This window comes from Spirosoma agri, assembly GCF_010747415.1.
Taxonomy (GTDB): domain Bacteria; phylum Bacteroidota; class Bacteroidia; order Cytophagales; family Spirosomataceae; genus Spirosoma; species Spirosoma agri.
In genome coordinates, this window is record NZ_JAAGNZ010000002.1 from 61,004 (window position 1) to 85,819 (window position 24,816).

The 24,816-nt window shown below is 51.3% G+C and carries 23 protein-coding genes and 1 tRNA gene; 11 read left to right on the top strand and 13 right to left on the bottom strand.

The window, feature by feature from the left end; translation table 11 throughout:
- Positions 1-8: 8 nt before the first annotated feature.
- From bla to GK091_RS16955, 4 genes are all read right to left on the bottom strand, one after another.
- On the bottom strand, positions 9-758 hold the full coding sequence (gene bla / locus GK091_RS16940) for a subclass B1 metallo-beta-lactamase (RefSeq protein ID WP_164040964.1): 750 nt from the start codon (positions 756-758) through the stop codon (positions 9-11).
- A gap of 96 nt (positions 759-854) precedes the next feature.
- Positions 855-1,742, bottom strand: coding sequence for a cyclase family protein (locus GK091_RS16945; protein ID WP_164040966.1), 888 nt, complete (start codon positions 1,740-1,742; stop codon positions 855-857).
- An 83-nt stretch (positions 1,743-1,825) separates the two neighbouring features.
- Positions 1,826-2,854: a thiamine-phosphate kinase gene (gene thiL / locus GK091_RS16950; protein WP_164040968.1), complete on the bottom strand. Its 1,029-nt coding sequence runs from the start codon at positions 2,852-2,854 to the stop codon at positions 1,826-1,828.
- Positions 2,855-3,002: 148 nt separating this feature from the next.
- A complete protein-coding gene (locus tag GK091_RS16955; protein WP_164040971.1) occupies positions 3,003-3,449 on the bottom strand; it encodes a hypothetical protein in 447 nt (148 codons plus the stop codon).
- A 108-nt stretch (positions 3,450-3,557) separates the two neighbouring features.
- Between GK091_RS16955 and GK091_RS16960 the strand changes: the two genes are divergently transcribed.
- The 3 genes from GK091_RS16960 to GK091_RS16970 all read left to right on the top strand — a co-directional run bounded on the left by GK091_RS16960 (position 3,558) and on the right by GK091_RS16970 (position 5,915).
- Positions 3,558-3,806 (top strand): cytochrome b5 domain-containing protein, encoded by a 249-nt coding sequence (locus GK091_RS16960; protein WP_164040972.1) that lies wholly within the window; start codon positions 3,558-3,560, stop codon positions 3,804-3,806.
- Positions 3,807-3,896: 90 nt separating this feature from the next.
- On the top strand, positions 3,897-4,751 hold the full coding sequence (locus GK091_RS16965; RefSeq protein WP_164040975.1) for an N-acetylglucosamine kinase: 855 nt from the start codon (positions 3,897-3,899) through the stop codon (positions 4,749-4,751).
- 93 nt (positions 4,752-4,844) lie between these two features.
- Positions 4,845-5,915, top strand: a complete 1,071-nt coding sequence (locus GK091_RS16970; protein WP_164040977.1) for a ferredoxin--NADP reductase — start codon at positions 4,845-4,847, stop codon at positions 5,913-5,915.
- A gap of 107 nt (positions 5,916-6,022) precedes the next feature.
- Here the strand turns inward: GK091_RS16970 and GK091_RS16975 are convergent, their stop codons facing one another.
- A complete protein-coding gene (locus tag GK091_RS16975) occupies positions 6,023-8,176 on the bottom strand; it encodes a M56 family metallopeptidase (protein ID WP_212592979.1) in 2,154 nt (717 codons plus the stop codon).
- A gap of 27 nt (positions 8,177-8,203) precedes the next feature.
- Positions 8,204-8,572: a BlaI/MecI/CopY family transcriptional regulator gene (locus GK091_RS16980; protein ID WP_164040979.1), complete on the bottom strand. Its 369-nt coding sequence runs from the start codon at positions 8,570-8,572 to the stop codon at positions 8,204-8,206.
- Between the two features lie 164 nt (positions 8,573-8,736).
- On the opposite strand from GK091_RS16980, the gene GK091_RS16985 reads away from it, so the two are divergent.
- From GK091_RS16985 to GK091_RS17015, 7 genes are all read left to right on the top strand, one after another.
- Complete coding sequence (locus GK091_RS16985; RefSeq protein ID WP_164040981.1) at positions 8,737-10,485, top strand: M3 family oligoendopeptidase; 1,749 nt, start codon at positions 8,737-8,739, stop codon at positions 10,483-10,485.
- 96 nt (positions 10,486-10,581) lie between these two features.
- Positions 10,582-10,860: a hypothetical protein gene (locus tag GK091_RS16990; RefSeq protein WP_164040982.1), complete on the top strand. Its 279-nt coding sequence runs from the start codon at positions 10,582-10,584 to the stop codon at positions 10,858-10,860.
- A gap of 244 nt (positions 10,861-11,104) precedes the next feature.
- Positions 11,105-12,178, top strand: coding sequence for an NAD-dependent epimerase/dehydratase family protein (locus GK091_RS16995; RefSeq protein WP_164040984.1), 1,074 nt, complete (start codon positions 11,105-11,107; stop codon positions 12,176-12,178).
- A 61-nt stretch (positions 12,179-12,239) separates the two neighbouring features.
- Entirely contained in the window at positions 12,240-13,919 is a 1,680-nt protein-coding gene (locus GK091_RS17000) for a hypothetical protein (protein ID WP_164040987.1), read from the top strand.
- A gap of 71 nt (positions 13,920-13,990) precedes the next feature.
- Positions 13,991-14,923: a glycoside hydrolase family protein gene (locus GK091_RS17005; protein WP_164040989.1), complete on the top strand. Its 933-nt coding sequence runs from the start codon at positions 13,991-13,993 to the stop codon at positions 14,921-14,923.
- A gap of 145 nt (positions 14,924-15,068) precedes the next feature.
- A complete protein-coding gene (locus GK091_RS17010) occupies positions 15,069-16,025 on the top strand; it encodes a glycosyltransferase family 2 protein (protein ID WP_164040990.1) in 957 nt (318 codons plus the stop codon).
- Positions 16,026-16,106: 81 nt separating this feature from the next.
- Positions 16,107-16,877: a glycosyltransferase family 2 protein gene (locus GK091_RS17015; protein ID WP_164040992.1), complete on the top strand. Its 771-nt coding sequence runs from the start codon at positions 16,107-16,109 to the stop codon at positions 16,875-16,877.
- 52 nt (positions 16,878-16,929) lie between these two features.
- Here the strand turns inward: GK091_RS17015 and GK091_RS17020 are convergent, their stop codons facing one another.
- A complete protein-coding gene (locus GK091_RS17020; RefSeq protein WP_164040994.1) occupies positions 16,930-17,376 on the bottom strand; it encodes a hypothetical protein in 447 nt (148 codons plus the stop codon).
- Positions 17,377-17,428: 52 nt separating this feature from the next.
- Between GK091_RS17020 and GK091_RS17025 the strand changes: the two genes are divergently transcribed.
- Positions 17,429-18,400 carry a YheT family hydrolase gene (locus tag GK091_RS17025; protein WP_164040996.1) on the top strand — a complete coding sequence of 324 codons (972 nt, stop codon included), beginning with the start codon at positions 17,429-17,431 and terminating at the stop codon, positions 18,398-18,400.
- Positions 18,401-18,441: 41 nt separating this feature from the next.
- On the opposite strand, the gene GK091_RS17030 is transcribed toward GK091_RS17025, so the two are convergent.
- The 6 genes from GK091_RS17030 to GK091_RS17055 all read right to left on the bottom strand — a co-directional run bounded on the left by GK091_RS17030 (position 18,442) and on the right by GK091_RS17055 (position 24,769).
- Entirely contained in the window at positions 18,442-19,320 is an 879-nt protein-coding gene (locus GK091_RS17030) for a MerR family transcriptional regulator (RefSeq protein WP_164040998.1), read from the bottom strand.
- Positions 19,321-19,517: 197 nt separating this feature from the next.
- Entirely contained in the window at positions 19,518-20,174 is a 657-nt protein-coding gene (locus GK091_RS17035) for a carotenoid biosynthesis protein (RefSeq protein WP_164041000.1), read from the bottom strand.
- A 71-nt stretch (positions 20,175-20,245) separates the two neighbouring features.
- A tRNA-His gene (locus GK091_RS17040) sits at positions 20,246-20,321 on the bottom strand.
- A gap of 96 nt (positions 20,322-20,417) precedes the next feature.
- Entirely contained in the window at positions 20,418-21,032 is a 615-nt protein-coding gene (locus tag GK091_RS17045; protein WP_164041001.1) for a superoxide dismutase, read from the bottom strand.
- 57 nt (positions 21,033-21,089) lie between these two features.
- Positions 21,090-21,527, bottom strand: coding sequence for a nucleoside deaminase (locus tag GK091_RS17050; RefSeq protein ID WP_164041003.1), 438 nt, complete (start codon positions 21,525-21,527; stop codon positions 21,090-21,092).
- 101 nt (positions 21,528-21,628) lie between these two features.
- Entirely contained in the window at positions 21,629-24,769 is a 3,141-nt protein-coding gene (locus GK091_RS17055) for an Ig-like domain-containing protein (RefSeq protein ID WP_246202304.1), read from the bottom strand.
- Between the last annotated feature and the right edge of the window lie 47 nt (positions 24,770-24,816).

Below are 24,816 nucleotides of genomic sequence, written 5' to 3' on the forward strand. Positions count from 1 at the left end.
TACGCTGATTAACCGCCTTTTCGTTCGAGGAGATTTAGGGTACGTTGTAGGGCCGGATGACCGAACGGAAGCGCATTCGATGACGCTGTTGTCGTCCAACTCTGGTGTCCCGGTATGATCAGGCTAGCCTTCGGGTAGCGTTTCTGTACGCGACGGATCGATGCAGGCCAGGCGGTCAAATTGGCATCGGCAATATTGCCTAAACTACTGGCTTCGACACTTTTTACGAAGCAGCCACCAAAAAGCAGTTTCTGTTCAGGTAACCACACAACAATGTTATCGGGCGCATGGCCTGCGCCGGGAAAGTAGGTTTCGATAGGTGTGCCACCGATCGAGAACGTCGTATCGTTTGGTAAGATGGCATCTGGTATCGGTGCTCCCTGTTCTTTGGCTAGTTTAGCGGTCAAGGGTGTACTAATTACCCGTGCTCCGTGGTTTCTCAGCAGTTCCGTGCCCGCCAATCGATCTTCGTGGGAGTGCGTAACAAGGGTAAGGACGACTGAACGCTTCAAGTTAACACGAACCCAGTTGATCAGTTGCCGTGTCTGAGCCGTATCCCAGGGCGTATCGATCAACACGACTCCTTCTTTCGTATTAACGATCAGACCATTTGACGGGAATAATTGACCGTTATACGTGTTATAAGAGGTATGAACGTAAACCGAAGGAGCAACCGACTTAACCGCTAACGTAGGGGACTGGGCGTATACCCAGTGCTGAATCAGAAAGGCAACGAGTGCAATACCTCCGTAGCGCATGGAACAATCTAGTTTTAATGTATTCGGTTGCTATCCAATGTAAACTTGGCAAAAAAGATTGTTTTCTCCGGTAACCGAGCGGCTGAAAGGTGTATGTCAACCGACTTTGGCCAGTGCCCGAACGGGGAAGGTACCCACCCCCTTGAACTTAGGCGGGGTGGCGCTGAACATAAAACCGTCGGTTGGCAGGGCTGATAAATTGCATAAGTGCTCAACGATCAGAATTTCCGCCCCCAGCAGTATCGTATGGACCGGACGATGTCTACCCCGTGTGTCATCGATGTTATGTGAGTCAATTCCAACGAGTTTGACACCACAATCACGCAGGTAAGTGGCCGCATCAGCCGTTAGAAACGGGTGATTTTCATAGTAGGTTTCGGTATTCCAGAAGTCAGCCCATCCCGTATGAATCAGAACGGCGCGATTTCTGATCTCGTAGTTTCGTAAATGCGCTTCGCTGACGGCTAGCGTTTCCGTATGGGGTACGTGAATGACAATACCTTCCAGATCGGTAAACGCATCCAGCTCCACGTCAGACAGGTCTTTTCCCTGCTCATACCGATGAAAAGGGCAGTCCAGATACGTACCGGTATTGGTAACCATCTCAATCTTTCCGATCTGAAATTCGGTCCCCTCCTCATAAAACTGACGTGAGGTTTCACGGCTCAGGTAGTCGCAGACTATGGGCGCGGGTAAACCTTTGTACGTAACAAGTCCGTCTTCAATCGTATGGCTCAGGTCGATCAACCGACTCCGTTTGCCATCGCTGTTTACTGGAGTTCGCTTATGGGCTTCTATCAGAATTTCTTTGTTCAGAATTCGGGTTTTGCCAACCATAAGTAAGCGCAGATCGGCAATGATCGAATCAATCAGTTCCTGATCTGATATATCGTCACCAGTAATATCGAGTCTGAAATCGTCACCTTTCAGACTTCCACCATTAGTGAAGTAGATCTCGAAATCGAATTTTACTCGTTTTTGCATATACTGTCTCTACGTTGGTACAACCAGCAAGGTTACCAAAAGCAACCGACTGGAAGACGGATATAGCCCCGTCTTCCAGTTACTTACTTCATGAAGTTTTCCCAGCCCTGCGCTCTGATCGGCGTTTGCTGACCGGCTTTCGTGGCCAATATAATCTGTTTTGGGTCGGCGGTCAGATAGCCAATGGCGGTTATACGGGCGTTGTTCGCCAGCTTATCGAACTCTTGCGGACGAACGGTGAAGAGTAATTCGTAATCCTCCCCTCCGTTCAGGGCAGCGGTTACCGGACTGATGCTAAATTCGTCAGCGGCCAGGTGAGTCTGATCGTCGATTGGGATATTCTCGTCAAAAATTACCGCGCCCGTTCCCGATTGCCGGCAGATGTGCAATAGCTCCGACGCTAACCCATCCGACACATCGATCATCGCCGTAGGTCGAATACCTAAATCGTGCAGTTCGTGAACAATGTCGGTGCGGGCATCGGGCCGGAGTTGACGCTGGATCAGGTAAGACCGTTCTTCAGACAAGTTGGGCTGCATATTCGGATCAGCCAGGAAAACCTGTTTTTCGCGTTCCAGCAGTTGAAGGCCGAGGTAAGCCGCTCCCAAATCGCCCGTGACGCAGATCACATCGTTCGGCTGGGCCGTGCTTCGATACGTAACCAGGTCTTTGGGCACCTTGCCCAGCACCGAAATCGACAGGATCAGTCCCGACCGCGAAGCCGTCGTATCACCACCAACCAGATCGACGTTATAGGCTGCACAGGCTGCCCGGATGCCCTCGTACAGTTCATCGACGGCCTCGACCGGAAAGCGGCTGCTCAGGCCAATCGATACCGTAAGTTGGACCGGTAACCCGTTCATGGCCGCTATATCCGACACATTGACGGCTACGGCCTTGAAGCCAAGATGTTTTAACGGGACATACCCAAGATCGAAATGAATGCCTTCGACAAGCATGTCGGTAGCCAGCAGGCCATAGTCGTTGCCCCAGTCGAAAACAGCTGCATCGTCACCAATGCCCTGCACTGTTTCTGAATGAAGGGGAGGGGGCGTTGCCTGACGAATACGTTCGATCAGGCCAATTTCGCCAATAGTAGTAAGATCAGTCATAATAATGAACCGGTAACAGCCAACCGATGCGTAGCAGGGCAAAAGCCACGTGGCTGAATGACCCTGTCGTTTGCGGTTGACTGGTAACCAAAAAAGCCGTTCCGCTTGACCTACGGAACGGCTTAACTGAAAAAATGGTTTGCCAACCTTACGGATTCGACAAGGTATACTTGTTGGTTGTGTTGCCTGTTTTCTGACTTGGTGTGTTCCGGGTTAACACCAGCTCCGAATCACTAATTGAATTAATTGTGAACTCGATGGTACCTCCCGTGCCCGAAGGAGCAGGGCTTAAGTTGCTCAATACAAGTCGGGTATCACTCGGCACAGAGTATTGACCGGTGACCTGAATATTATCGTAGTCGGTGTATTTAACTGTGGGCGGATTGCTCAGATCGAGCTGGAATCTGGTATAGTCCCGAGAGTTGGTGGTTCCACCTTTGGTGTAAACCGTTTGACTATCTTCATTGACAGAACGGGCCGTCCAGACTTTGGCAATACGCTCGGAAACGGGCGGAGTTTTGTCACCACCGCAACCCATCAACAGACCGACAATCAAGGTTGCCGACAGAAACGCGATGAGGGAAGTCTTTTTCATTGTAAATTGTTGTGTATAAACTGAAGTGGCTAAAGTTACGCTAATTTTGTTGTCACCCGCAACTTTCAAACCCTCAATAATCACGTGGTTTGACTTAACGGATTATTAATGGCTACTGATCCGGTTTTACTAAAAGAATACTCCCGCGCACAGCTGGCCCTTCGTAATGGCACCGATCGTGATGAAATCTGGTGTGCTTATGCCGGTATTATTTACGACGTTTCGGCCTCACGGCTTTGGCGAAACGGTAAGCATTACGAACACTGGGCAGGGCAGGACCTCACCGACGAACTACGCGATGCACCCCACGCTGACTGGGTGTTTTCCAAATTTTCGGCCGTTGGACGACTGGTCTAACGGGTCGTCATACGCCGGTCGGTAAGCCGCTCTGGCATAGCCTACGGTTTTCTCCACAAAAACTTAGCCAACAAATCACACAGTCTGAACATGACCAGTATGCTCATTGCTGATAGCGGCTCGACCAAAACCGACTGGCGGCTTATTCGTGCCGATGGTAGTACCCGCGCTATTCAAACGAATGGTTTCAATCCCTATTATCAAACGACGGAACAGATTAGTACCACGCTACGGGCTCAGCTGCTTCCTGAACTGGACGAAGCATCTATAAAAGCTGTGTTTTTCTACGGTGCCGGGTGCAGTGGGCCATCGGTAAACTACATCGTAGCCGATGCGCTTCGGGCGGTATTACCTAACCTGACTGTTGTTGATGTCGAGAGCGACATGCTGGGTGCGGCACGGGGCGCAGCGGGCCATGAGCGGGGTATTGTCTGCATTCTGGGCACCGGATCGAATGCGTGCTGTTACGATGGCAATGCGATTTCGCGCGGTAGTCAAACGCTGGGCTTCTGGCTGGGCGACGAGGGGAGCGGAGGGTATCTGGGCAAAACGCTGGTCCGAGATTTTTTCCAGGAACGCTTACCCATCCCGTTGACAAAGGCCTTCCGAGAGCGATACGCACTCGACCGGGCAACGCTCTTGGAAAACGCGTACCAAAAACCGTTCCCCAATCGGTATTTCGCATCGTTCACGCCTTTCCTGTCGGAACACATCACCGATGCGTACGTGGACAAACTGGTGACCGATGCGTTCGTACTGTTTCTGTCAACCTACGTTGTGCGCTTTCCGGAAGCGGCTCAATGGCCGGTTCATTTTGTGGGATCGATTGCTTACTATTTTGCTGACCAGTTGCATAAAGCCGTCAAACAAACGGGATTGATTATGGGTCATGTGGTAAAAGCACCCGCTAGCCGGTTAGTTGATTTTCATCAACAGGCTGTGTGATGTACCTTTGCAATCGGCTTATCGTTTGATTGCGGTCACTACCTGCGTAATCAACACCCTGCGAGCGATAAGCTGACAACAACCTGAATAGTAATGGCAAATCGGTATTTTCTAAAAGTAAAAGAGGTTGTTCGGGAAACGCCGGACGCTGTAACGATCACATTCTGGCACCCGCTCAACGAGGAAGTGCGTTACCAGCCCGGTCAGTTTTTAACATTTCTGCTGACTATCAACGGACAGAAGGTAAGACGATCCTATTCAATGGCGTCTTCTCCGCATGTGGATGTGTCGCTGGCAGTGTCGGTGAAACGAGTACCCGGAGGGCTGGTTTCCAATCACTTATACGATAATGTTAAGTCGGGCGATATTCTTGAGACGCTGGAGCCAATGGGTAATTTCGTGCCCAAGCTGGACGCAAAGAATCGGCGGACCATTGTATTGATTGGGGCCGGGAGCGGTATTACGCCCCTGTTCTCGATGGCTAAATCGGCACTACACGTAGAACCGGACAGCCGCATCTGGCTCATCTACGGAAACCGCAGTCAGCATACGATCATCTACAAACCGCATCTGGATGCCATGGAACAGGCCTACGGAGCATCGCGCTTTAAGGTAACGCACGTGCTTAGTCAGCCAACGGGTAGCTGGACGGGTCTCGAAGGGCGTTTGAATCAGCATACCATTACGAAGCTGATCGATTCACTGCCTGCTGCCGATCGTCAGAATGCGAGCTTTTATCTGTGCGGTCCCGATGGTATGATGGCCGAAGCACGTTCGGCCCTGTCGCTGGTGCATATTCCGAACGACCGCGTCTTTAAGGAGAGTTATATCACAACACCTGTCGCAGCTGGCGAGGTGATCGAAGAACCGGTAACCGCCGGAGACAGTGGGTCGCCCGAAGTGACGGTATTGTACGAAGGCAGCGAATATAAATTTGCGGTAGCACCCCACCAGACTATTCTGGAAGCTGCCTTGGATCTGGATATAGACTTGCCTTATTCGTGCCAGGCGGGGATGTGTACGGCTTGTCTGGGCCGTTGTATATCCGGGAAGGTGAAACTGGACGAAGAGGATGGCTTATCCGAATCCGAGTTAAAGGCCGGCTATGTGCTAACCTGCGTTGCCCACCCCATTGGTCGGGATGTGGTCATCGAAATCGAGTAAACCTGGGGTAGGTGGTCGGCCGTTGCCGCAGAAACCCGTGACCAGTAGCCATAACTATTGATCTCGGATATTCGCGGCAACGGCCGACCGTCCACGCTACACTAATTTCAATCCTGCTTGGGAGCTGGTGCTGCTTTTGGAGAGGTAGGTGGTACGGCTGGTCGGGCTGGCACGGCTTTCGAAGAGGCAGGTGGTACGGCTGGTAGGTTAGGTACTCCTGCTCTTTGTAACCGGGCCGGACCCACAGGCCCAATGGGGCCAATAGATTGAGCCCGTCCGCGCATAAGTGGAGCCGACGCACCCATACCCGTATGACTCCAGGCCGACAGATAGTTTGTATAGCCTAATTTGCGGATCTGTAGTTCCGTTTCGCGGAGCGGCTTCTCGGCCTTCTCAAGCTCAGATTGGGTACTGATCAGTTGCTGATTCAGCTTTTCGATCTCCGCTTCAATTTTCCGGATGCCAGCCTCCCCGGCTTCTATTTGTTTGGTCAAAGTGGCTTGCGCTGAATCGGTACGGGCAAAACCACTTTTCATGATCGTGTTTTGCTGATTGGTTGTCAGCAAGAACCGTTTCTGCTCGAGAACGGACTTCTGCCGCTCGATTCGTTCGATAACGCGCTCAACCGATTCAACGGTAAACTGCTGCGACTGAGCCTGCGCCCGAAGTAAGGCTACTTTTCCTTTATTCAGCTCCTGCTGGTCGGCAATACTGTCTTGTCTGCGGAGCATGGCCAACCCATCGAAATCAGGTGTTTGGGTTGCATATCCCTGAATGATCGTGTCGGCAACGGCCTGGGCATCATGAAGAGAGGTAAAGGCGTCATGGATGATGCTGTCATAATTCACATTGGCTAGTCCCTCCACCGTGCCATCGGGGCTGAGTGGTATGTTATCCATCGCTGATGCGACGATCGTACTGTAGTCGATTTGCCCTAATCCTTCATTAAGCGCATTCATGCCATCACCCAGCGAATGGGTTGTTTCGATGATCGTGAGTAGAATATCACGGTCGGCCTGCGGAACATCATCCAGCGAGAGTTTACCCGTCATCACCTGATCCAACTGACTTTGTAGCCGCTTAACCCGACTTGCCGGTAATTTCTGCCCTTTCCAGATAATGTACTCCACCTTGTTATTATCTGACAGGCCAAACTTGGTCCCGTTACCCACGCTGTGCTGTCGTGAAGCGCGCGGTTTTGGTTTGGCGGGTTTGGGTTGTTGTTGAACAGCGTAGACCGATGCGCTAACCAGTAACAGCGTGGCCAATGTCAATCCGGCCAGACTGCCGTTTGATACCACCGGACGTGTTGGTACGCCCAACATACGCCGAACTCGCTGGAGCAGCAACTGCCGCTTTGATGTCAGAGCCATCGCCAGCGAAGGCGTAAGGTTCGATTGCGCCAGTCGTAATTCCTCAATGCGGGCCAGTGCCTGCGCCAGAATTCGCCCGTTTCCCCCGCAAGCCTGCACCGACAGGTCATCGCAGCAATGTTCGCGTTCTTCCCGAACCCGTGCCGATAGCCACCAGATAGCCGGGTGGAAAAAGTAAAGCACTTCCATAACTGACTGAAGTAAATTCACGGCATAATCATGCCGTTTGACGTGCGCCAGTTCGTGAGCCAGTACGGCTTCAATTTCACGCATCGACAGATTGGTTGCCAGTCCGAGCGGGAGCAGCAGAACCGGTTTCAGCACGCCTACCACCATCGGCACCGCGATCCGGGCGGATTCCCGTACGTGGATGATCGACCGGATGGCCAGCGTCGATCGTAATTGGTTGGTCAACTCGGCCCACTGATCGGATACGGGTTTGGTTGCCGTTCGACTGAGGTGTTGCAGGTAAAGCCAGCCACCCGTGAGCCGAAGTCCAAACAGAAGCACACCGAGCAGATAAATCAGTACAAACTGACTTAGGTGTTCATCCAGAAAGAGTTGTACCTGTTTGTGCCAAGGCACTGTTCGCGAAACGGTCTGCCAATGAATAGCAAACGAGCGCATCGGCAGGGTGGGAGCGGGCGCATTGAGTATGGACGAAACCGGTTCGTAATACCAGCCAAAGGTACCCGCCGAGATGAGCAACTGAACGAACAGTGCCAGCGCACCCACCCGATAACGAACTACGCTCGACTGGTTACGTAGCAGATGCAAAGCCAGGGCTGTTGATAAAACCAGGGCAAATCCCTGCCAGAGTGCGTGGAATAAGGTCCAGCCCAGCGAATACATAACCGGACTTGACAGCTGATAGGTGATCGTGTTCATGACAAAGTCGTGTTAAGAAGGTAAGGTCTATTGGTCCCGGTTCAGGTCATTCAGTAATCGCTTGATCTCATCGAGTTCCTCGCGCGATGTCTTGTGCTGGCCAAGCACCTGCATCACCAGTTTGGACGCCGATCCCCGGAAGGCCGTCTCGACAAATCGATCGACCAGCCCCCGCTGGGTTTCTTCCTGGGTTACGGCTGCCGAGTAGGTGTGTGAGCGTGCATCCTCATCGCGACGAAGCAACCCTTTTTCGTGCATGATCTGCATCAGTTTCAGGGCGGTTGTATAGCCGATGTCACGGCTCTGACTCAACTGGTCGAGCACCTGACGAACCGTACTCGGCCCATTGGTCCAGAGCACATGTAGTATTTCCAGTTCAGCATCTGTTGGCTTCATAAGCATCTACGAATAATTTCGTAGTAAACATATACGAAGGTTTTCGTAGATGCAAGCAACTAAACAAAAAAGTTTTACAGCGACTTAGTTGTAAGGTGACCGGAAAGCCGCTTGCTTTGTTAAAACGTGAACTAATTATCAGAACGGCTACCTGGCTCTTTGTTATGACCCCAAACGAAACCTTAGTTATTCCCAATCGTCCACCCCGTCAGTTCATCGGTGAAGACCGGTTCAACGATCGTACGGACCTGAAAAGCTGGGATGATGTGAAGCCGCTATACGATGAACTGCTGAACCGCCCTCTTGACAGTGCCGACGAGTTAAAGCAATGGCTGCTGGATCGGAGCGAACTGGAATCCTATCTGTCCGAAAACTTTGCGTGGCGCTATATTCAGATGACCTGCGACACGGCCAATGAAGAGCTGGTGAATCGGCTGAACTTCTTTATCGCCGAAATTCAGCCACCCATGACTTCATACGGAAACGATCTTGATATCAAGACCATCAATAGCCCGTACCTGAGCCAACTGACCGACGAAGGCTACGCGGTGATGGTTCGGGGCATCAAACAGGGCATCGAGATTTTCCGGGATGAAAATATTCCGCTTCAAACGGAAATTCAGACCGAAGAGCGAAAATACGGTGCCATTGCCGGTGCTATGACCGTGGTCATCAACGGGCATGAAATGACTCTGCCCGAAGCCAGCGATTTGCTTCAGGTTACGGACCGGGCCGTACGTGAGAACGCATGGCGCACGATCTGGCAACGGCGGTACAAGGACCATGACGCGCTCGATGAGTTATTCGACCGGTTGCGGGATCTGCGCCATCAGGTTGCGGTCAATGCCGGATTTGCTAATTTTCGCGATTATTCGTTTGCCGCGCTGGGTCGGTTCGACTATACGCCGGAAGATTGTTTCAATTTTCACGACTCCGTGGCCGATGCCGTCGTTCCCTTGCTGGACAAACTGGCTCAGGATCGGAAGGATCGACTCCGTGTTGATGAGCTGCGTCCGTGGGACATGAAAGTAGACGTAGAAGGACGGCCACCGCTGAAGCCCTTTCATACGGGTGTTGAACTCATCGAAAAAGCGATCACCTGCTTCGACCGGCTCGATCGTTCGCTGGGCGATGACCTGCGCATCATGCGTGCCATGGGCCATCTGGACCTGGAATCGCGGAAAGGGAAAGCACCCGGCGGTTACAACTATCCGCTCGAGGAAATTGGCGTGCCCTTTATATTCATGAACGCAACGTCGAGTCTGCGTGATCTGGTGACGATGGTTCACGAAGGAGGCCACGCCATTCACTCGTTCCTTACGCGCGAATTGCCGCTGAAAGCCTTCCGGAATCCGCCGATGGAAGTAGCCGAACTGGCGTCGATGAGCATGGAATTGCTGTCTATGGACCATTGGGACGTCTTTTTCGACGATCCCGAAGAATTGCGCCGGGCCAAGCTTCAACATCTCGAATCCATCATTGAAACATTGCCGTGGGTAGCAACGATCGACAAGTTTCAGCACTGGATTTACGAAAATCCAAAACACAGCGTGGCCGACCGACGTGAAAACTGGCTTTCGATCTATACCCGATTCGCGGACAACATCACGGACTGGGCGGAACTGGAGCCAGTCAAGACCTACCTATGGCAACGGCAATTGCATTTGTATGAAGTGCCGTTCTATTACATCGAATACGGGATTGCCCAGTTAGGGGCCATCGGTGTCTGGCGCAATTATCGTCGTGATCCTGAAGCGGGTTTGGCGGGTTACAAAAACGCGCTTAGTCTGGGTTATAAAACACCCATTCGCGAGATCTACGCAGCGGCTAATGTCCCGTTTGATTTTTCCCGCGAGTACATCCGTGAGCTTATGGAATTTGTGTGGGAAGAAATCGAGCGGCTTAAAAAGTAAGCGATTACGAGATAATTAGTAAAAAACTACCGGGCAAGCGCCTACGACTAGCGACTCTTTCGTAAGTTTGCAGAATCAATTCGTAATCAAGTGGCTATGAAACGCGTATTCAGTGCAGGATTAATGGTAGCCGCCGTGCTGTCGCTGGCATCCTGTGACTATCAGAAAAATAACACGATCCGTCAGGCTGACTACCGGGCAGGCGATTTTCGCCCTGGTTACCGGGCGGGTGACCCTGAAGTATATGGAGCGGGCAAAGACTCGGCTGCTGTACAAACGAAATATAAATATACCCCGAACCCAGATCTGGATCAGCGGACCGATAAAATTCGTCAGAAATTATTTGGACCCGGTACTAACGGTCAGGGAGCTTAATAATTTTTATAAAGCAGTAACTTTTATTGCTAAGGATTGATACAAATAGTGATTAATCTTAACAATTGAGCGGTTCAGTCTAAACAGATAGTGAGAGCGACGCATGGGTCAACTTGACCAGTGCGTCGCTTTTGAGCGTAAGGCGTAGTAGTATCTAGTTTTTTTGCTTTACTTTGTCTGATTGAAACACAGAACTTTATAGTACTTTTTGAATAAGTAAATCGTCACAAACAGCTTAGACGCTATGAATATTGCATTAGTAACAGGCTCGGCTGGACTTATCGGAAGCGAAGCAGTTGCCTTTTTTGCTGATAAATTCGACCTTATTATCGGTGTTGACAACAACATGCGTCAATACTTTTTCGGGGCCGATGGTTCGACCGAGTGGAACCGGAATCGCCTGTCTGAGTCCTACGCTTCTTATAAACACTACACCGCTGACATTCGGGAAGTGTCGCAGCTGGAACCCATCTTCAAGGAATATGGCACCGACATCAAGTTAGTGCTTCATACGGCGGCTCAGCCTTCGCACGACTGGGCAGCTCGTGAACCCTTCACTGATTTTGGCGTTAATGCGGTCGGTACGCTCAATATGCTTGAGATGACCCGCCTGAACTGCCCGGAAGCGGTTTTCATCTTCACCTCAACCAATAAAGTATACGGAGATAATCCGAACTTCCTACCCCTGATTGAGACCGAAACCCGCTGGGAAATCGACGAAAACCACCCCTACTTCAAGGATGGTATCGACGAGTACATGAGCCTTGACCACACGAAACACTCGGTTTTTGGCGCATCGAAAGTAGCGGCTGACATTATGGTGCAGGAGTACGGTCGTTACTTCGGCATGAACACGGGCGTATTCCGGGGTGGCTGCCTGACGGGGCCAAACCACTCAGGCGCTCAGTTGCACGGGTTCCTGTCCTACCTCATGAAATGTGCGATTACCGGAAACCAGTACACGATTTTCGGCTATAAAGGCAAGCAGGTTCGGGACAATATTCACAGCTGGGATCTGGTGAACATGTTCTGGCATTTTTACCAGAATCCACGTCCGGGCGAAGTATACAACGCCGGTGGTGGCCGGTATGCCAACTGTTCGATGCTGGAAGCCATTGCCTTGTGCGAGCAAATCTCGGGCAATAAAATGAATTACCAGTATTCGGAAACAAACCGGAGCGGTGACCATATCTGGTACATTTCGAATCTGAACAAGTTTAAGGAGCATTATCCGGGCTGGAACTGGACGTATGATCTTGAGCAGACGATGACTCAGATTCACGACAGCATGGTTGCCCGGTTATCCGTTCTGAAATAGTCTTTTCTTTTTTGCGCTAAAAATGCCAGCCCATGCGACTGGCATTTTTAGTGGTCAATACATGCCTAGTTTCGATAGCTTTCCGACACTGTACTGGTTTCCTGTGTATGCGCTCTGCTGGGCGCTGCTGTGGTTGGCGATCCGGCCGGAGATTAACGGTCGGCTCTTCGTCACGCTGGCTGTAGTTATGCTGTTCCTGCTTCGGTTGCCGAGCATCGTGTTCGATTACGAGATCAATCCCGATGAGAGTCAGATGATTACGCAGGCGCTTACGCTTCGGCATGATCCGGTCTACTTCCGGTCGGTGGATGGTACAACGGGCGGACCTCTGGATAGTTACTTCCTGATCGTCCCCAGCTTTTTTGGCCTGCCCTTCGACTACATAACTGCCCACCTGACTGCTTTCGGCCTGATCGCTGTGTGCTTGTGGCTGCTGTATCGAACGGCAACCCGCTGGTTTGGCGAAACGGCTTCCCGGCTTGCCCTGCTGCCCTTCATCTTCATGCTTGGCCTCACGCAGAATGGTGATTTTCTGCACTACAACAGTGAGCTGATCGCGCTGCTGCTACTGAGCTGGAGTTATTATCTCTACGCGACACTACTGCGTCAGAAAGAACCGTCGTTGTTCCGAATCGGACTGATCGGTTTGTTGTTGGGCATGGTGCCGTTCGGAAAATTACAGGCTGTTCCACTAGCGGCTGTTGTCGGTCTGGTTGTTGGTATCGACGTTCTGATACGGCCAAATCTGGCGATTTCGGCTAAAATTGGCCGTATTGTCACGTTAGGGTTGTGTGCACTGGCGTTTCCATTGCTGGTCGTTTTGCTGACTTACAGTAACGGCGTTTACGACGATTTTGTGACCTTTTACATCATCGGTAATTTCCGCTACGCTGGTAACACGGATCAAGTACAGAGCCTGCTTCGATTGCCTGAATTCTTTCAGAAGGGTAGTGAATTCGACTGGCTCGTCAAGTTTGTGGCGTTGATAAGCGTAGCTGGTCTGGTCATGACCTTTCGTCGTAAGATTCACTTGAGCGTGAATACCATGCAGGTGGGTGGTTTTATCGGCTTACTGTTGATTGCCACCTTGTTTGCCATTACGCGCACCGGCTCCGAATACGTCCATTATCTCTTTTTCCTGACGGGTCCCTTGCTCTTCTTACTGGCTTTTGGCTGGAAGCAGATTCTGGAACCCAACCGTCTGGGATACTGGCTGGCTGTGGGCGCGACCGCCGTTTTTCTGGCTTTATTCGGTGTGCAGACCATCCCGAAATTTATTAACAAAATACCCGTAAACCTGTACTCATCCGAGAAGCAGAATGGCTGGGCCGTTCCGCAATCGCCGGTCGCTGCCGAGGTGAGAAAATATGCACGTCCGGGCGAGAAACTGGCTGTCTGGGGGTGGCGGTGTGATTATTACGTGCAGACGCAGATGCCGCAGGGTGTTGCCGAAAACCACACCATCCGAAGTGCATTTGATCACCCTATGCTGGCCGATTACCAGAAGCGATACGCCAGTGACTTTATGCGCTCGACTCCGCCCGTATTTGTGGATGCTGTCGGGAGCCAGAACCTCTGGATGAATGATCGTAAAACGCAGGGGCATGAACTGATCAAACCAATGGGCCAGTTCGTTGCATCTCATTATACCTACGTTGGCCTTGTCAACGATACCAGAATTTACGTTCGCAACGACCGGGTTGGCGGATTAGCCGCTAGTAACCAACCTGTTGCTGATTGAATCACTAAACTGAATCGTATGTTTTGGCCTGGCTAGCCAGCCTGAACCCGATTTGCCAAACCAGCTTTCTTATGTGGACAAAAAAAGGACTTATCTACAAACCCGACGGGTCAAAAGCATTCAGTCTTACGCATGCACAGGTTCCTTTCGGGTATCCGATGGGCGATAAATTGCGGGTCTATTTCTCGACGCGCGACGAAACCATAGCCTCGGCTGTTTCTTTCGTTGAACTCAATCCGGCCAATTTATCCGAGGTTACGTACATCCACGATAAGCCCTGCCTCACGAAAGGAGCCGTTGGCACGTTCGATGAAACGGGTACAATGCCTTCGTGGTTTTTGCCCGTTGGTGACGAAATTTGGCTGTATTATACCGGTTGGAACAAGAGCGAAACGGCCAGTTACCGGCTTGCCATCGGTCTGGCCATCAGTCGCGACGGCGGGTTGACATTCCAGCGTAAATACGATGGCCCTCTGCTCGATCGGTCTATTTACGATCAGGTGTGGGTGGCTCAGCCGTGTATCATTCGCGAGGGCGATGCGTGGCGGATGTGGTACCTGTCCTGCACGAAAATTGAAGTGATCAACGGCCATCCGGAGCCGTTCTACGATGTCAAATACGCCGAATCGAAAGACGGGATCAACTGGGAACGTACGGGTCAGGTCTGTGTGGGCTACGACGAATTTACGGATGCGATCGGACGCCCGACGGTGTATAAGGACGGCGATTTGTACAAAATGTATTTCTCATACCGCAACGCGACCAATTACCGCACGGATGTGCAGCGTAGTTACCGCATCGGTTACGCCGAATCGAAAGACGGAATCGTGTGGGAGCGGAAGGATGAGCAGGCCGGTATTGAACGCTCGCCCGAAGGCTGGGATTCGTTGATGATGGACTACTGCCACATCTTTCCAAATCAGGATGAGTGGGTTATGTTCTACAACGGCAACGGATTTGGCGCATCGGGATTCGGTTATGCGACCCAGCCTATCCTAAAATAAAGGGCGGAAAGCGCCCGGTTCAATGGGCCCGGAACGCCTATTGGAAAGGAATTGTTTAGATTTGTTGTTGACGATCAATGGCTGACCAGGTTTGGTCATGAAGCTAGACGCTGAACAGTAAATCGAAATCATCACTCAGGTATCCATGGTAAAAGTCAGTGTTCTGATTATTACATACAATCAGCATAAATTTATTCGTGCAGCCATCGACAGTGCCCTTGCGCAGCGAACGACGTTTCCCATAGAAATTCTGGTTGGTGACGACTTCTCGAAGGATGGTACCCGCGAAATTATCCAGGAATACGAGCAAAAGCATCCTGGTCTGGTAATCGGTGTGTTGCATCCGCATAACATGGGCAAAAACGGCGGTATAAACTGCCTGGAAACGCTGAAACTGGCTAAAGGCGAGTACTGGGCTCTAATGGATGGTGATGATTACTGGACCGATCCGCTCAAGCTTCAGAAGCAGGCCGACCTGCTGGATGCGCACCCTGACTACTCGACGGTTTTCAATAATGCCCTGATCACGTACGAAGATGGTACGCCATCGCATTTGCTGAATGGTCTGGTCATGAAGCCTTACTATGAGCTAGATGACCTGATCGGCGAGGATGAAATCTGGTTCATGGCTACGTCGAGTACGATGTTCCGGAACAATATAAAGGAGTATCCGGCCTGGTTTAGTGAGTCGTCGAGCGGTGATATTCCCCGGTTGATCCTGAAGGCTAAGCTTGGGAAGATCGGCTACATTCCGGATGTGATGTCCGTTTACCGGAAGAATCGGGGTGGAGCCAGCTTCGCGGACAATTATGCGGATGAAACGTTTTTGCGCAACCGCATTCAGATGTACAGTGATATCAATAAGGAGCTTGACTATCGATACGATCACTTGTTGCGTCGGAATATTGCCCGCTATTATCGGATGATGCTTGATGCTAAACAATATAAGAATAGTTATTTTCGGCGGGCTCAGCTCGCCGTAAAATACCTTTATCTGGGAAAACCCGGCTGGGATAAGGCGAAACTTGTCATTCGTGATTATATTGTTCCACAGCCGTTAGCCAAACTTTACAGTACGATTCGGTTGCTGCCTTATCGGTAATTTTTTTAGGAGCTGAGTCAATGAGGACGTAAGCTCGGAAATCAGCCATAAAACCACGGGCCAGAATCCGTACATGAAGTTATGAAATTAAGCGTCGTCATACCGGCCTATAACGAAGAAGAGTCGCTGCCACCCACGTTGCGGGCATTGTACCAGACACTGGCGAAACACGGTATTCCACACGAAATCTGCGTTACGAACGACAACTCGAAAGACGGAACATTGCGGATTTTGGAGGAGATGGCCGCCAATGAGATTCCGACGTTGGTACCCTTCACCAATCTCGGTCCCAATGGGTTCGGTTATGCCGTTCGATACGGTCTGGAGCGTTTTTCGGGCGATTGCGTCGCGGTATTTATGGCCGATATGTCCGACGATCCGGAAGATCTGGTGAAGTTCTACAACAAAATGCTCGAAACGAATGTCGATGCCGTGTTCGGGTCGCGTTGGGGCAAGGGTGGAAAAGTGATTGATTATCCACCACTTAAGAAATACATCAATCGGGTTGCCAACTTCATCGTGAAGATGGTGATGGGCATCAAATACAACGATACCACTAACGCCTTCAAACTGTATAAGCGGGAGACGATTGAAGGAATCAAGCCATTTCTTGCCCCTCACTTCAATCTGACGGTCGAACTACCGCTGAAAGCAATGGTGCGTGGCTATAGCTACGCCGTAGTGCCTAATAGCTGGACAAACCGGAAGTATGGCGAATCGAAACTGAAGATCAAGGAGATGGGCAGTCGTTATTTCTTCATTCTGATGTACTGTCTGATCGAAAAGTACTTCTCTCGCGGAGACTTCAACAAAAAACCAGTTACGCCCGTTGCCCAAACGGTGAGCCGCTAAGCCAATAGCTGACTATACATTTGTCGATGAGCCGATCAGTATACTGGTTGGCTCATCGTGTAATAAGCCCTTTCAAACCCGGAATTTGATAAACGGCCAGGCTCTGAACAACCGCCCAGGAAATGGCGCTCAAAAGCATATACAGCACCAATCGACCACGACCAACCCGAAACGAGACGGCTAACGCAGTGCCCCCAATGGGAGTGAGCAGCAGAGGGGTCAGGAACGCAATGCCCGCCAGACCGAAGCGCTTCCAGATACGAACAGCCAGCCGGGTCCGACTCGTAAACCGTTTTGGCCGCTGTTTGCGAAAACGGTCGACCAGTTTCTGTATGGCAGCACCGGCGTAGGTAATCGTCACGACACTGATCATCATGCCCATTGCTGTACAGGTAGCTGTTTCAATCCAGGACAAGCCCAGAGTAGCGCCCGTCAACGGCCCTCCGACAAATTTGATGGTGCTGGCAATGATCACCGAAAGGTATAAGGCAGTGTGCATAAAAAGAAAGGTCTCCTGAAACAACGCCTTAAAAGTAGCTGTTGTTCAGCATATGCCACTGCTAAATTCATCGTACTCGGGTTCACCGGCTTACCTCTACAATGGTCATCTGCAAACGATCGTCCCCGGTTTGATGCGTAAGGTAACGGGTGTCGCCTACGAACGCGAACGGTTGACCCTATCAGATGACGATTTTCTGGACCTCGACTGGCTCGATACGGGCAGTAAGCGGCTGGTTATTCTGACGCACGGGCTGGAAGGTGATAGTCGACGGCAATACATTCTTGGCACCGCCCGGCTTTTTTCGCAACAAGGTTTCGATGTGCTGGCCTGGAACTGCCGGTCGTGTAGCGGGGAAATGAACCGCGCATTCCGGCTTTACAATCATGGGGAAATCGGGGATATTGCCGAGGTCATTGCCCATGCGCTACGTACGAAGCCGTATGAAGAGGTCGTGCTGGTGGGGTATAGCATGGGCGGCAATATCATTCTAAAGTACCTCGGTGTTCATGGAAAACAACGCCCGGATGCGGTCAAACGCGGTATTGCGATCTCAGCCCCGACAGACTTAGGAGCCAGTGCTTCGCTGCTCGACCAACCGTCGAATCGGTTCTATCGCAATCGATTCATGAAAAAACTGGTCAGTAAACTGAGCCAGAAAGCGGATCGATTTCCGGGGCGGCTGGATATGACGAAACTAAGTCAGGTGAAGCAGTGGCGCGATTTCGATGATTTTTTTTCAGCCCCGGTCAATGGTTACCGAGATGCCGGGGACTTCTACGATCAGGCATCCGCTGTCCATTTTATGCCGAATATTGCGGTACCTACCTTGTTGCTCAACGCAAAGAACGACCCCCTGTTGTCGCCGGAGTGTTCGCCGGGCTGGCTTGCCGAATCGCACCCGCTTGTCTTTCTGGAAACACCAGCAACCGGAGGTCACGTTGGGTTCATGGTTGCCCGCGATCCATACACCTATGCCGAACGGCGGGCGCTGGCCTTCGCGCAGGGTATCATCGGTCAGTAGCGAACAATATCCGTTCCGATACGTACATCCCATTCCCGAAACTATGTGGTGGCAATTCGCATCAGGTTCTCGATTTGATTGATGATCGTCGCATTTTCGGGAATATCGATATCCTGCCCTACCACCTGATAACCAGTCATCAGCAGGTGCGCATCGGGAAACGTTTTAACGAGCCGGTTGACAAATGGCTGAACTTCGTGATTGGCAGGTACGGACGTGATCGCCGTAAGCAGATAGTCGGGTTTATGAACGTTGTAAGCAAAGACCAACTCGCTGAACGGTAGGCTTTGCCCCAGATAAATAACTTTATTTGAGCGAGCCCGAATAATGTAGTTGCTAAAGAGCAGGCTGATTTCATGAAGCTCACCTTCCGGCAAAAACAGCATGTACTTCTTGCCAGTAGGGCCCTGCTTATTTGGCTGACTATCAATGGCAACGATTATTTTCTGCCGGATCAGGCTCGAGATAAAATGTTCCTGCGCCGGGCCAACCGAGCCTGTTACCCAAAGCGTACCAATTCGACTCAGAAAGGGATAGATGATATGAATCATCGTGTTTTCGAAACCGAACTGAAGGATGTTGGTGCTGATGATTTTCTCGAAACGTTCTTCGTCCAGATCGATCATCGAAATCGTGAGCGCATGAATCTGGTCCGGATAACTGAGTTGCCGATCCGATATCTTGATCACTTCACGAAACATATCCTCGATAGACAGTTTCGAGATTTCAGAGATCTTATACCCATGATCTTTCAGCAGAGAGATGTTCAGCACTAACTTAAGATCCTGATCGTCGTACGTGCGAATATTGGTATCCGTCCGTTTGGGAGAAATGATACTGTAGCGCTGTTCCCAGATTCGCAACGTATGGGCCTTAATGCCCGAAAGTTGCTCTAAATCCTTGATGGAATAACTACTCATGAACAAATCTATTACGTGTGAAGAAGGACAAAAAAAGAATTTCGACCGACTATATTATCCGCCAATTGCCATTCCGGCTCCTGAAGGACTAGTCGTTCTCAATTAAGTAGGTACGAATTAATGCTGATTCTAGACTTGATCGATCAGCTAATTTGTACGAATATAACACCAAAATGTTGACTTTGTTTAATGATTATCTATAAAAACATGAACAAAGATTGACTGAGGAAGAAGACGAATTGGAGTATTACCAACCACTTTGCCAGCCGGTTTTCCTTGTCAAAGGGTAAAGCATACCAGATCGTGAATAACACGATCGAGATGAGCCACCAGCCCAGGTAATTTTGTAAAGGAACGGGTTTATTAAACCAGGTCCAGAAGTCCAGTTGAACGGCTACCGGCTCAATGAATAGATCCAGCACCACCATCAGCGTGGCGGCTGCCAGTACTTTAAGCCATACCGGAATGGTAAGATGACTACACACGGAACCGCAGCCGTATGTCAGAAGGAGCCAATTGACGGCAATAATTGGTGGAACGGACCACACGCTAGGACCGAGACCTTCACCGTAGGCATAATGGCCAAAAACAAATCCTGTATGGACGCCCAGCACTTCAACGAAATAGCCGGTTACGAGCGTTAGGATCAGGTACACGTAAAAAGCGGGTTGCCAGTCAGTATGATAGAGTAACAGGACCAATAAAGAGAAAAAAAGAATAACTGGGCTTAACGGTCTGAAATAGACCGCCAGGGAAGGCGATTGCAGGCCGACGATTCCAGCCATGTAGCTCAAAACGAGAACCGTGCGCACGGTAGAATGGTATCGGACGGCTACGGGAATGGTTACGGACATAGACGAGCTACCAGAGGATTGGAGGCTATTAACGTAAAAAGCCCCCCGGATGACCGGGAGGCTTTTAAGTAGGGTGAAAGACGGGGCTCGAACCCGCGACCTTCGGAACCACAATCCGACGCTCTAACCGACTGAGCTACAATCACCGTTTTTGAGACTGCAAAGATAAAGTTTAATGGTGAATGATGACTAACAAATGACATTTTTTTTTGCCACTTCATTATTCATCATTCACGACGAAACCTATGCCTGTTTGCCCTGCTGGAAACGTTTTTCAGCAGCATTCCAGTCCACTACGTTAAAGTAGGCCGCAATGTATTCGGGGCGACGGTTCTGGTACTTTAGATAATAGGCATGTTCCCATACGTCGAGGCCAATAATTGGGAAGCCCTTTACGTCAGCAATATCCATCAGTGGGTTATCCTGATTAGGGGTTGACGTGACGGCTAATTCGCCTTCTGGCGTCACAATAAGCCATGCCCAGCCTGAACCGAAGCGGGTCGTAGCGGCTTTCGTAAATTCTTCTTTGAACGCGTCAAGTGACCCGAATTTCGTTGTGATTGCTTCGGCTAGTTCGCCGGTAGGATGACCGCCACCACTGCCGGAGATCGTGTTCCAGAATAGCGTGTGGTTATAATGACCGCCCCCGTTGTTGCGAACGGCTACGGGAGCCTGACTAACGTTTTGGAGCAATTCTTCAATTGATTTATTTTCCAGCTCTGTTCCCGCAATGGCGTTGTTCAGATTTGTAACGTAGGCATTGTGGTGCTTATCATGGTGAATTTCCATGGTCTGCTTATCGATATTTGGCTCGAGCGAGTCGCTGGGGTAAGGTAGTGGGTCTAATACAAAAGCCATTGGACTAAATAGTTAAGATGGATGATAGTTCGGTTAAAACAACACGGCTCTGTCAGTTTATGTTCTTAAGCGTCGAAAAAACTTAGCCAGTAAGGCCTGACTTTCGCTGGCAAGGATACCTGTTTCGAGCCGTGTTTTTGGATGGAGAAGGGACGGATTAATCCGGCTGTAGCCTCGCTTCGCGTCCGGTGCGCCAATGACCAGCCGGCCAACCTGCGCCCAGAATAGGGCACCTGCGCACATCACGCAGGGTTCCAGTGTTACGTAAAGGGTGCAATCGCTGAGGTATTTGGCCCCCAAATACTGCGCGGCAGCCGTGATGGCCATCAGCTCGGCATGGGCTGTAACATCGGTAAGCTGCTCAGTCTGGTTACGCCCTTTGGCGATGATCCGATTCTGACAGACGACCACCGCGCCAACGGGAATTTCACCGTCCTCTGCCGCTTCTTCGGCGAGTCCGAGTGCAATGTCCATGAAGTATTCGTCGGAAAACATTGGCTGACGGGGAATAGGTGACGGAGTTGATCGAGTAAACGGATATTTTAAACTATTCTCACCAGTGGCAACCAGTTATCTCCGTTACCGGATCGCTACACTTATTGCTTGACGATTTTTCGAACGGATTGTCGGTCACCGATCTGGATACGGAGCAAATAGATACCAGCCGGTTGGTTGCTGAGGTCGATCTCCGTGTGATGCGTACGAGTCGTTAGCTGACGAATGGGTAGCCCGCGCATAGTCGTTATGGACAACACTGCCTGATCACGGGTTAACGGCAGGTCAATGTCCACCATCACTGTCGTCGCTGTTGGAATCGGGTAGACCTGAACCAGCGGGTCGAGTGTCGTATCCTCAACGCCCAATACGGTCATAACGTTTATAGTTGCCGTACCCGAAATGGTTCCTGAACCGCAACCGTTGCTTACACTAACCAGCTTGTAAGTTGTGGTGCGGGTAGGCCGTACCTCCACCATGTAAGGGTTGACCGACGTAGAGGCTGAATAAGACTGAACGCTGTCCGCGTAGGTGACCGCCCAGGGGCTATCGCCACCGAATGCGATGGTTAACTTAGCGGGGGCGCCCAGGTTTACGGATTGATTGCCGGTCAACGTGGCGGTTGGTTTTGATCGTATTGTGAGGATCGTTGGGCTGATCGATCCCAAAATACCAATGTCTGGATTCGATCCGCTGACCCGAATGTAATACCGACCCGAAGCCAGTGTGCCCGACACCGTTGCCGTGATAGGACTAGCCGCTGTGCCGGAAGAGATCTCATATCTTTTGCTCGTATCAGCAACGCTTATCAACTCCGCCTTAAAGGCGTTACCGTTGATAAAAATACCGGTTGTTGTGAAAGGGACAGCCAGCGATGTTCCTGCGCACAAAGTAGTCGCGTTGACGGCGCTGGTCGTGATTGTCGGTACCTGAGCGGTGACTATAGCTGTGGCCGGATTTCCGGGAAGACCCAGTCCACAACTGTTCGTTACGGCACTGACCTGATAGGTGGTTGTGGCCCCTCGGGGCAAGACGAAAATGGTTGTATCCGTTGTGTTCGATAGTCCGGTATAACCACCTGTTATGGTGTAGCTGAACGGTGGATTAGCCGTGAATGTTAACCGCAGGGGAGCCTTCTGTCCTAGATAAATAGCAGTCGAGCCCGTCAACGATAATGTCGGTATAGCATTCACGATGACTCGTATCGTTGACCGCGCACTGTAACAACCCGTGGGACTGACTTGATACACGTAGTAGCTGTCACCGCCCGGCTGCACGTTTACGTTCAGGGTTGGCGGTGTTGGGGCACTCGTCATATCACGCCCATAGGGATCAACCCAGTGCAGGATATTACCCGATTGGCCGGTAGCTTCCAGAGGAACTGATTTTCCGTCGACACAATAGGTGACTACCGATTTAGGCACTGTCGGGGCGGCTACTGACTGCACGGCAACCTGAATCGTGGCTTTATCGCTTTCACAGTTGTTTACCGTTTGTGTGACCTGAACACTAAAGGTCCCACTTTGCGATATAGGTGGTGTCGGGGCACTGGCATACGTATTTCCGTCTGGATTGTACCAACGAAGGTTCTGACCGGTTGCTGTCAAAGCGGGTATTGCCTGAGCGGGCTGGTCTTTCTGCGCCTGACAATAGCTTAGATTAGCGACACTCGGTGCTGCCGGCGTGGGGTTAACCGTGACAACAAAACCGACGCGGGGCCCTTCGCAACCGCCAAGAGTCTGACTCGCATAATACGTGGTCGAACCTGTAGCCGTGAGCGTAGGTGTTGGCGCGGTGGCCGATGCTGTCCCGCCGGTTGCATTCGTGCCATACCAGACTAGTGTGCCACCCGCTGTCGGCGAGGCCGTCAACGGGGTTGCCTGTCGGTTTTGACAGTAGATAACCGGACTCGTGACTGTTGGTGCCGTCGGGCTCGGTCTGACCTGGATGGAAATACTGGCTCGCTGACTTTCACAGTTACCGCTCGTCTGACTGACGTAATACATCGTCGTTCCGCTGGTGCCAGTGCCGGGCGTTGTTGCAGTAGACGATGCCGTGCCTCCGGTCTGATTGGCGCCGTACCAGTTCAGGGTCGCGTTGGACGAAGCGGTCGCCGATAGCGGATTGGCGGTTATATTCTGGCAGTAGCTAAGCGATGATACAACCGCCGGCACGGCTGGCGTTGGGTTTATGGTTACCGCGATGGCAGACCGGGGGCTTTCGCAGTTGTTCAATACCTGACTTACGTAATACGTCGCGCTGGTCTGCGTGGTAGGAGTGGGCGAGGTCGTTGAGAAGGAACCCCCGCTGGAACTCGTTCCCCACCACCGCAGAGTGGCTCCGAACAAGGCTGTTGCGGTTAGGGCTGGCGTCGTGGCTCCCTGGCAAATGGGCGTCGGGGTAACGGTTCGGGGGGCTGCTGGTCTGGTATTGACCGAGACAACAAGCGTGGCACGGCTGCTTTCGCACCCATTGATCGTCTGGCTGACATAATAGGCCGTAGAGCCAGCAACAGCGACACCGGGCGTCGGTGCAGTAGACAAGGCAGTTCCGCTAACTGGACTACCATACCAGTTTAAGGTTGCTCCGGAAATTCCCGTTGCAGATAAGGCGCTGGCGACGTCGCCTACGCAATACGATTTGTTCGTGATCACCGGAACACTTGGCCGACTATTCACAACGACCGGGATGGCGGCCTTTTCGCTGATGCACCCATTGACGGTTTGGCTGACGTAATACGGAGTCGTTCCGATAAGCTTGGTATCAGGTGTTGAGGTTGTCGTTGTGGGTAGACCGGACGCGTTTGTTCCGTACCAGTTCAGCGTCCCCCCCGTTGTGGCTGTGGCGGTCAATGGTTTGGCAAGGTCGCTGGCACAATAGGGCGACGGGACGGTTACGCTGGGTAGGCCGGGTGTCGGTTGAATAACAAACGATTGTGTGTTCGTACTGGTCCGGGCGGGGGCACTGGCAATAATCCTGATTCGGTAATTGGCACTGGCGGTCAGCGTTGTTGGTATACTCGCGCTGATGGCACCTGTGTACGTGCCGGAAGGAGTGGCCGCTAATGTACCAATGGTAGCGACCGTGCCGGAAAATGTGCCGTTGACATCCGAGAGTTGCGCAATGAATACATTCCCCGACGCGAAGGTACCTGTGGTTGAAAACGGAATGGATAGCGTACGACTCGATCCGGTACATACTATGCTGACAGACAAGCTATTCGTCGCGATCGTCTGAGCCATGCTATGTATCGCAGGACCGGTCATACACAAACAAATGAAGAGGTAAA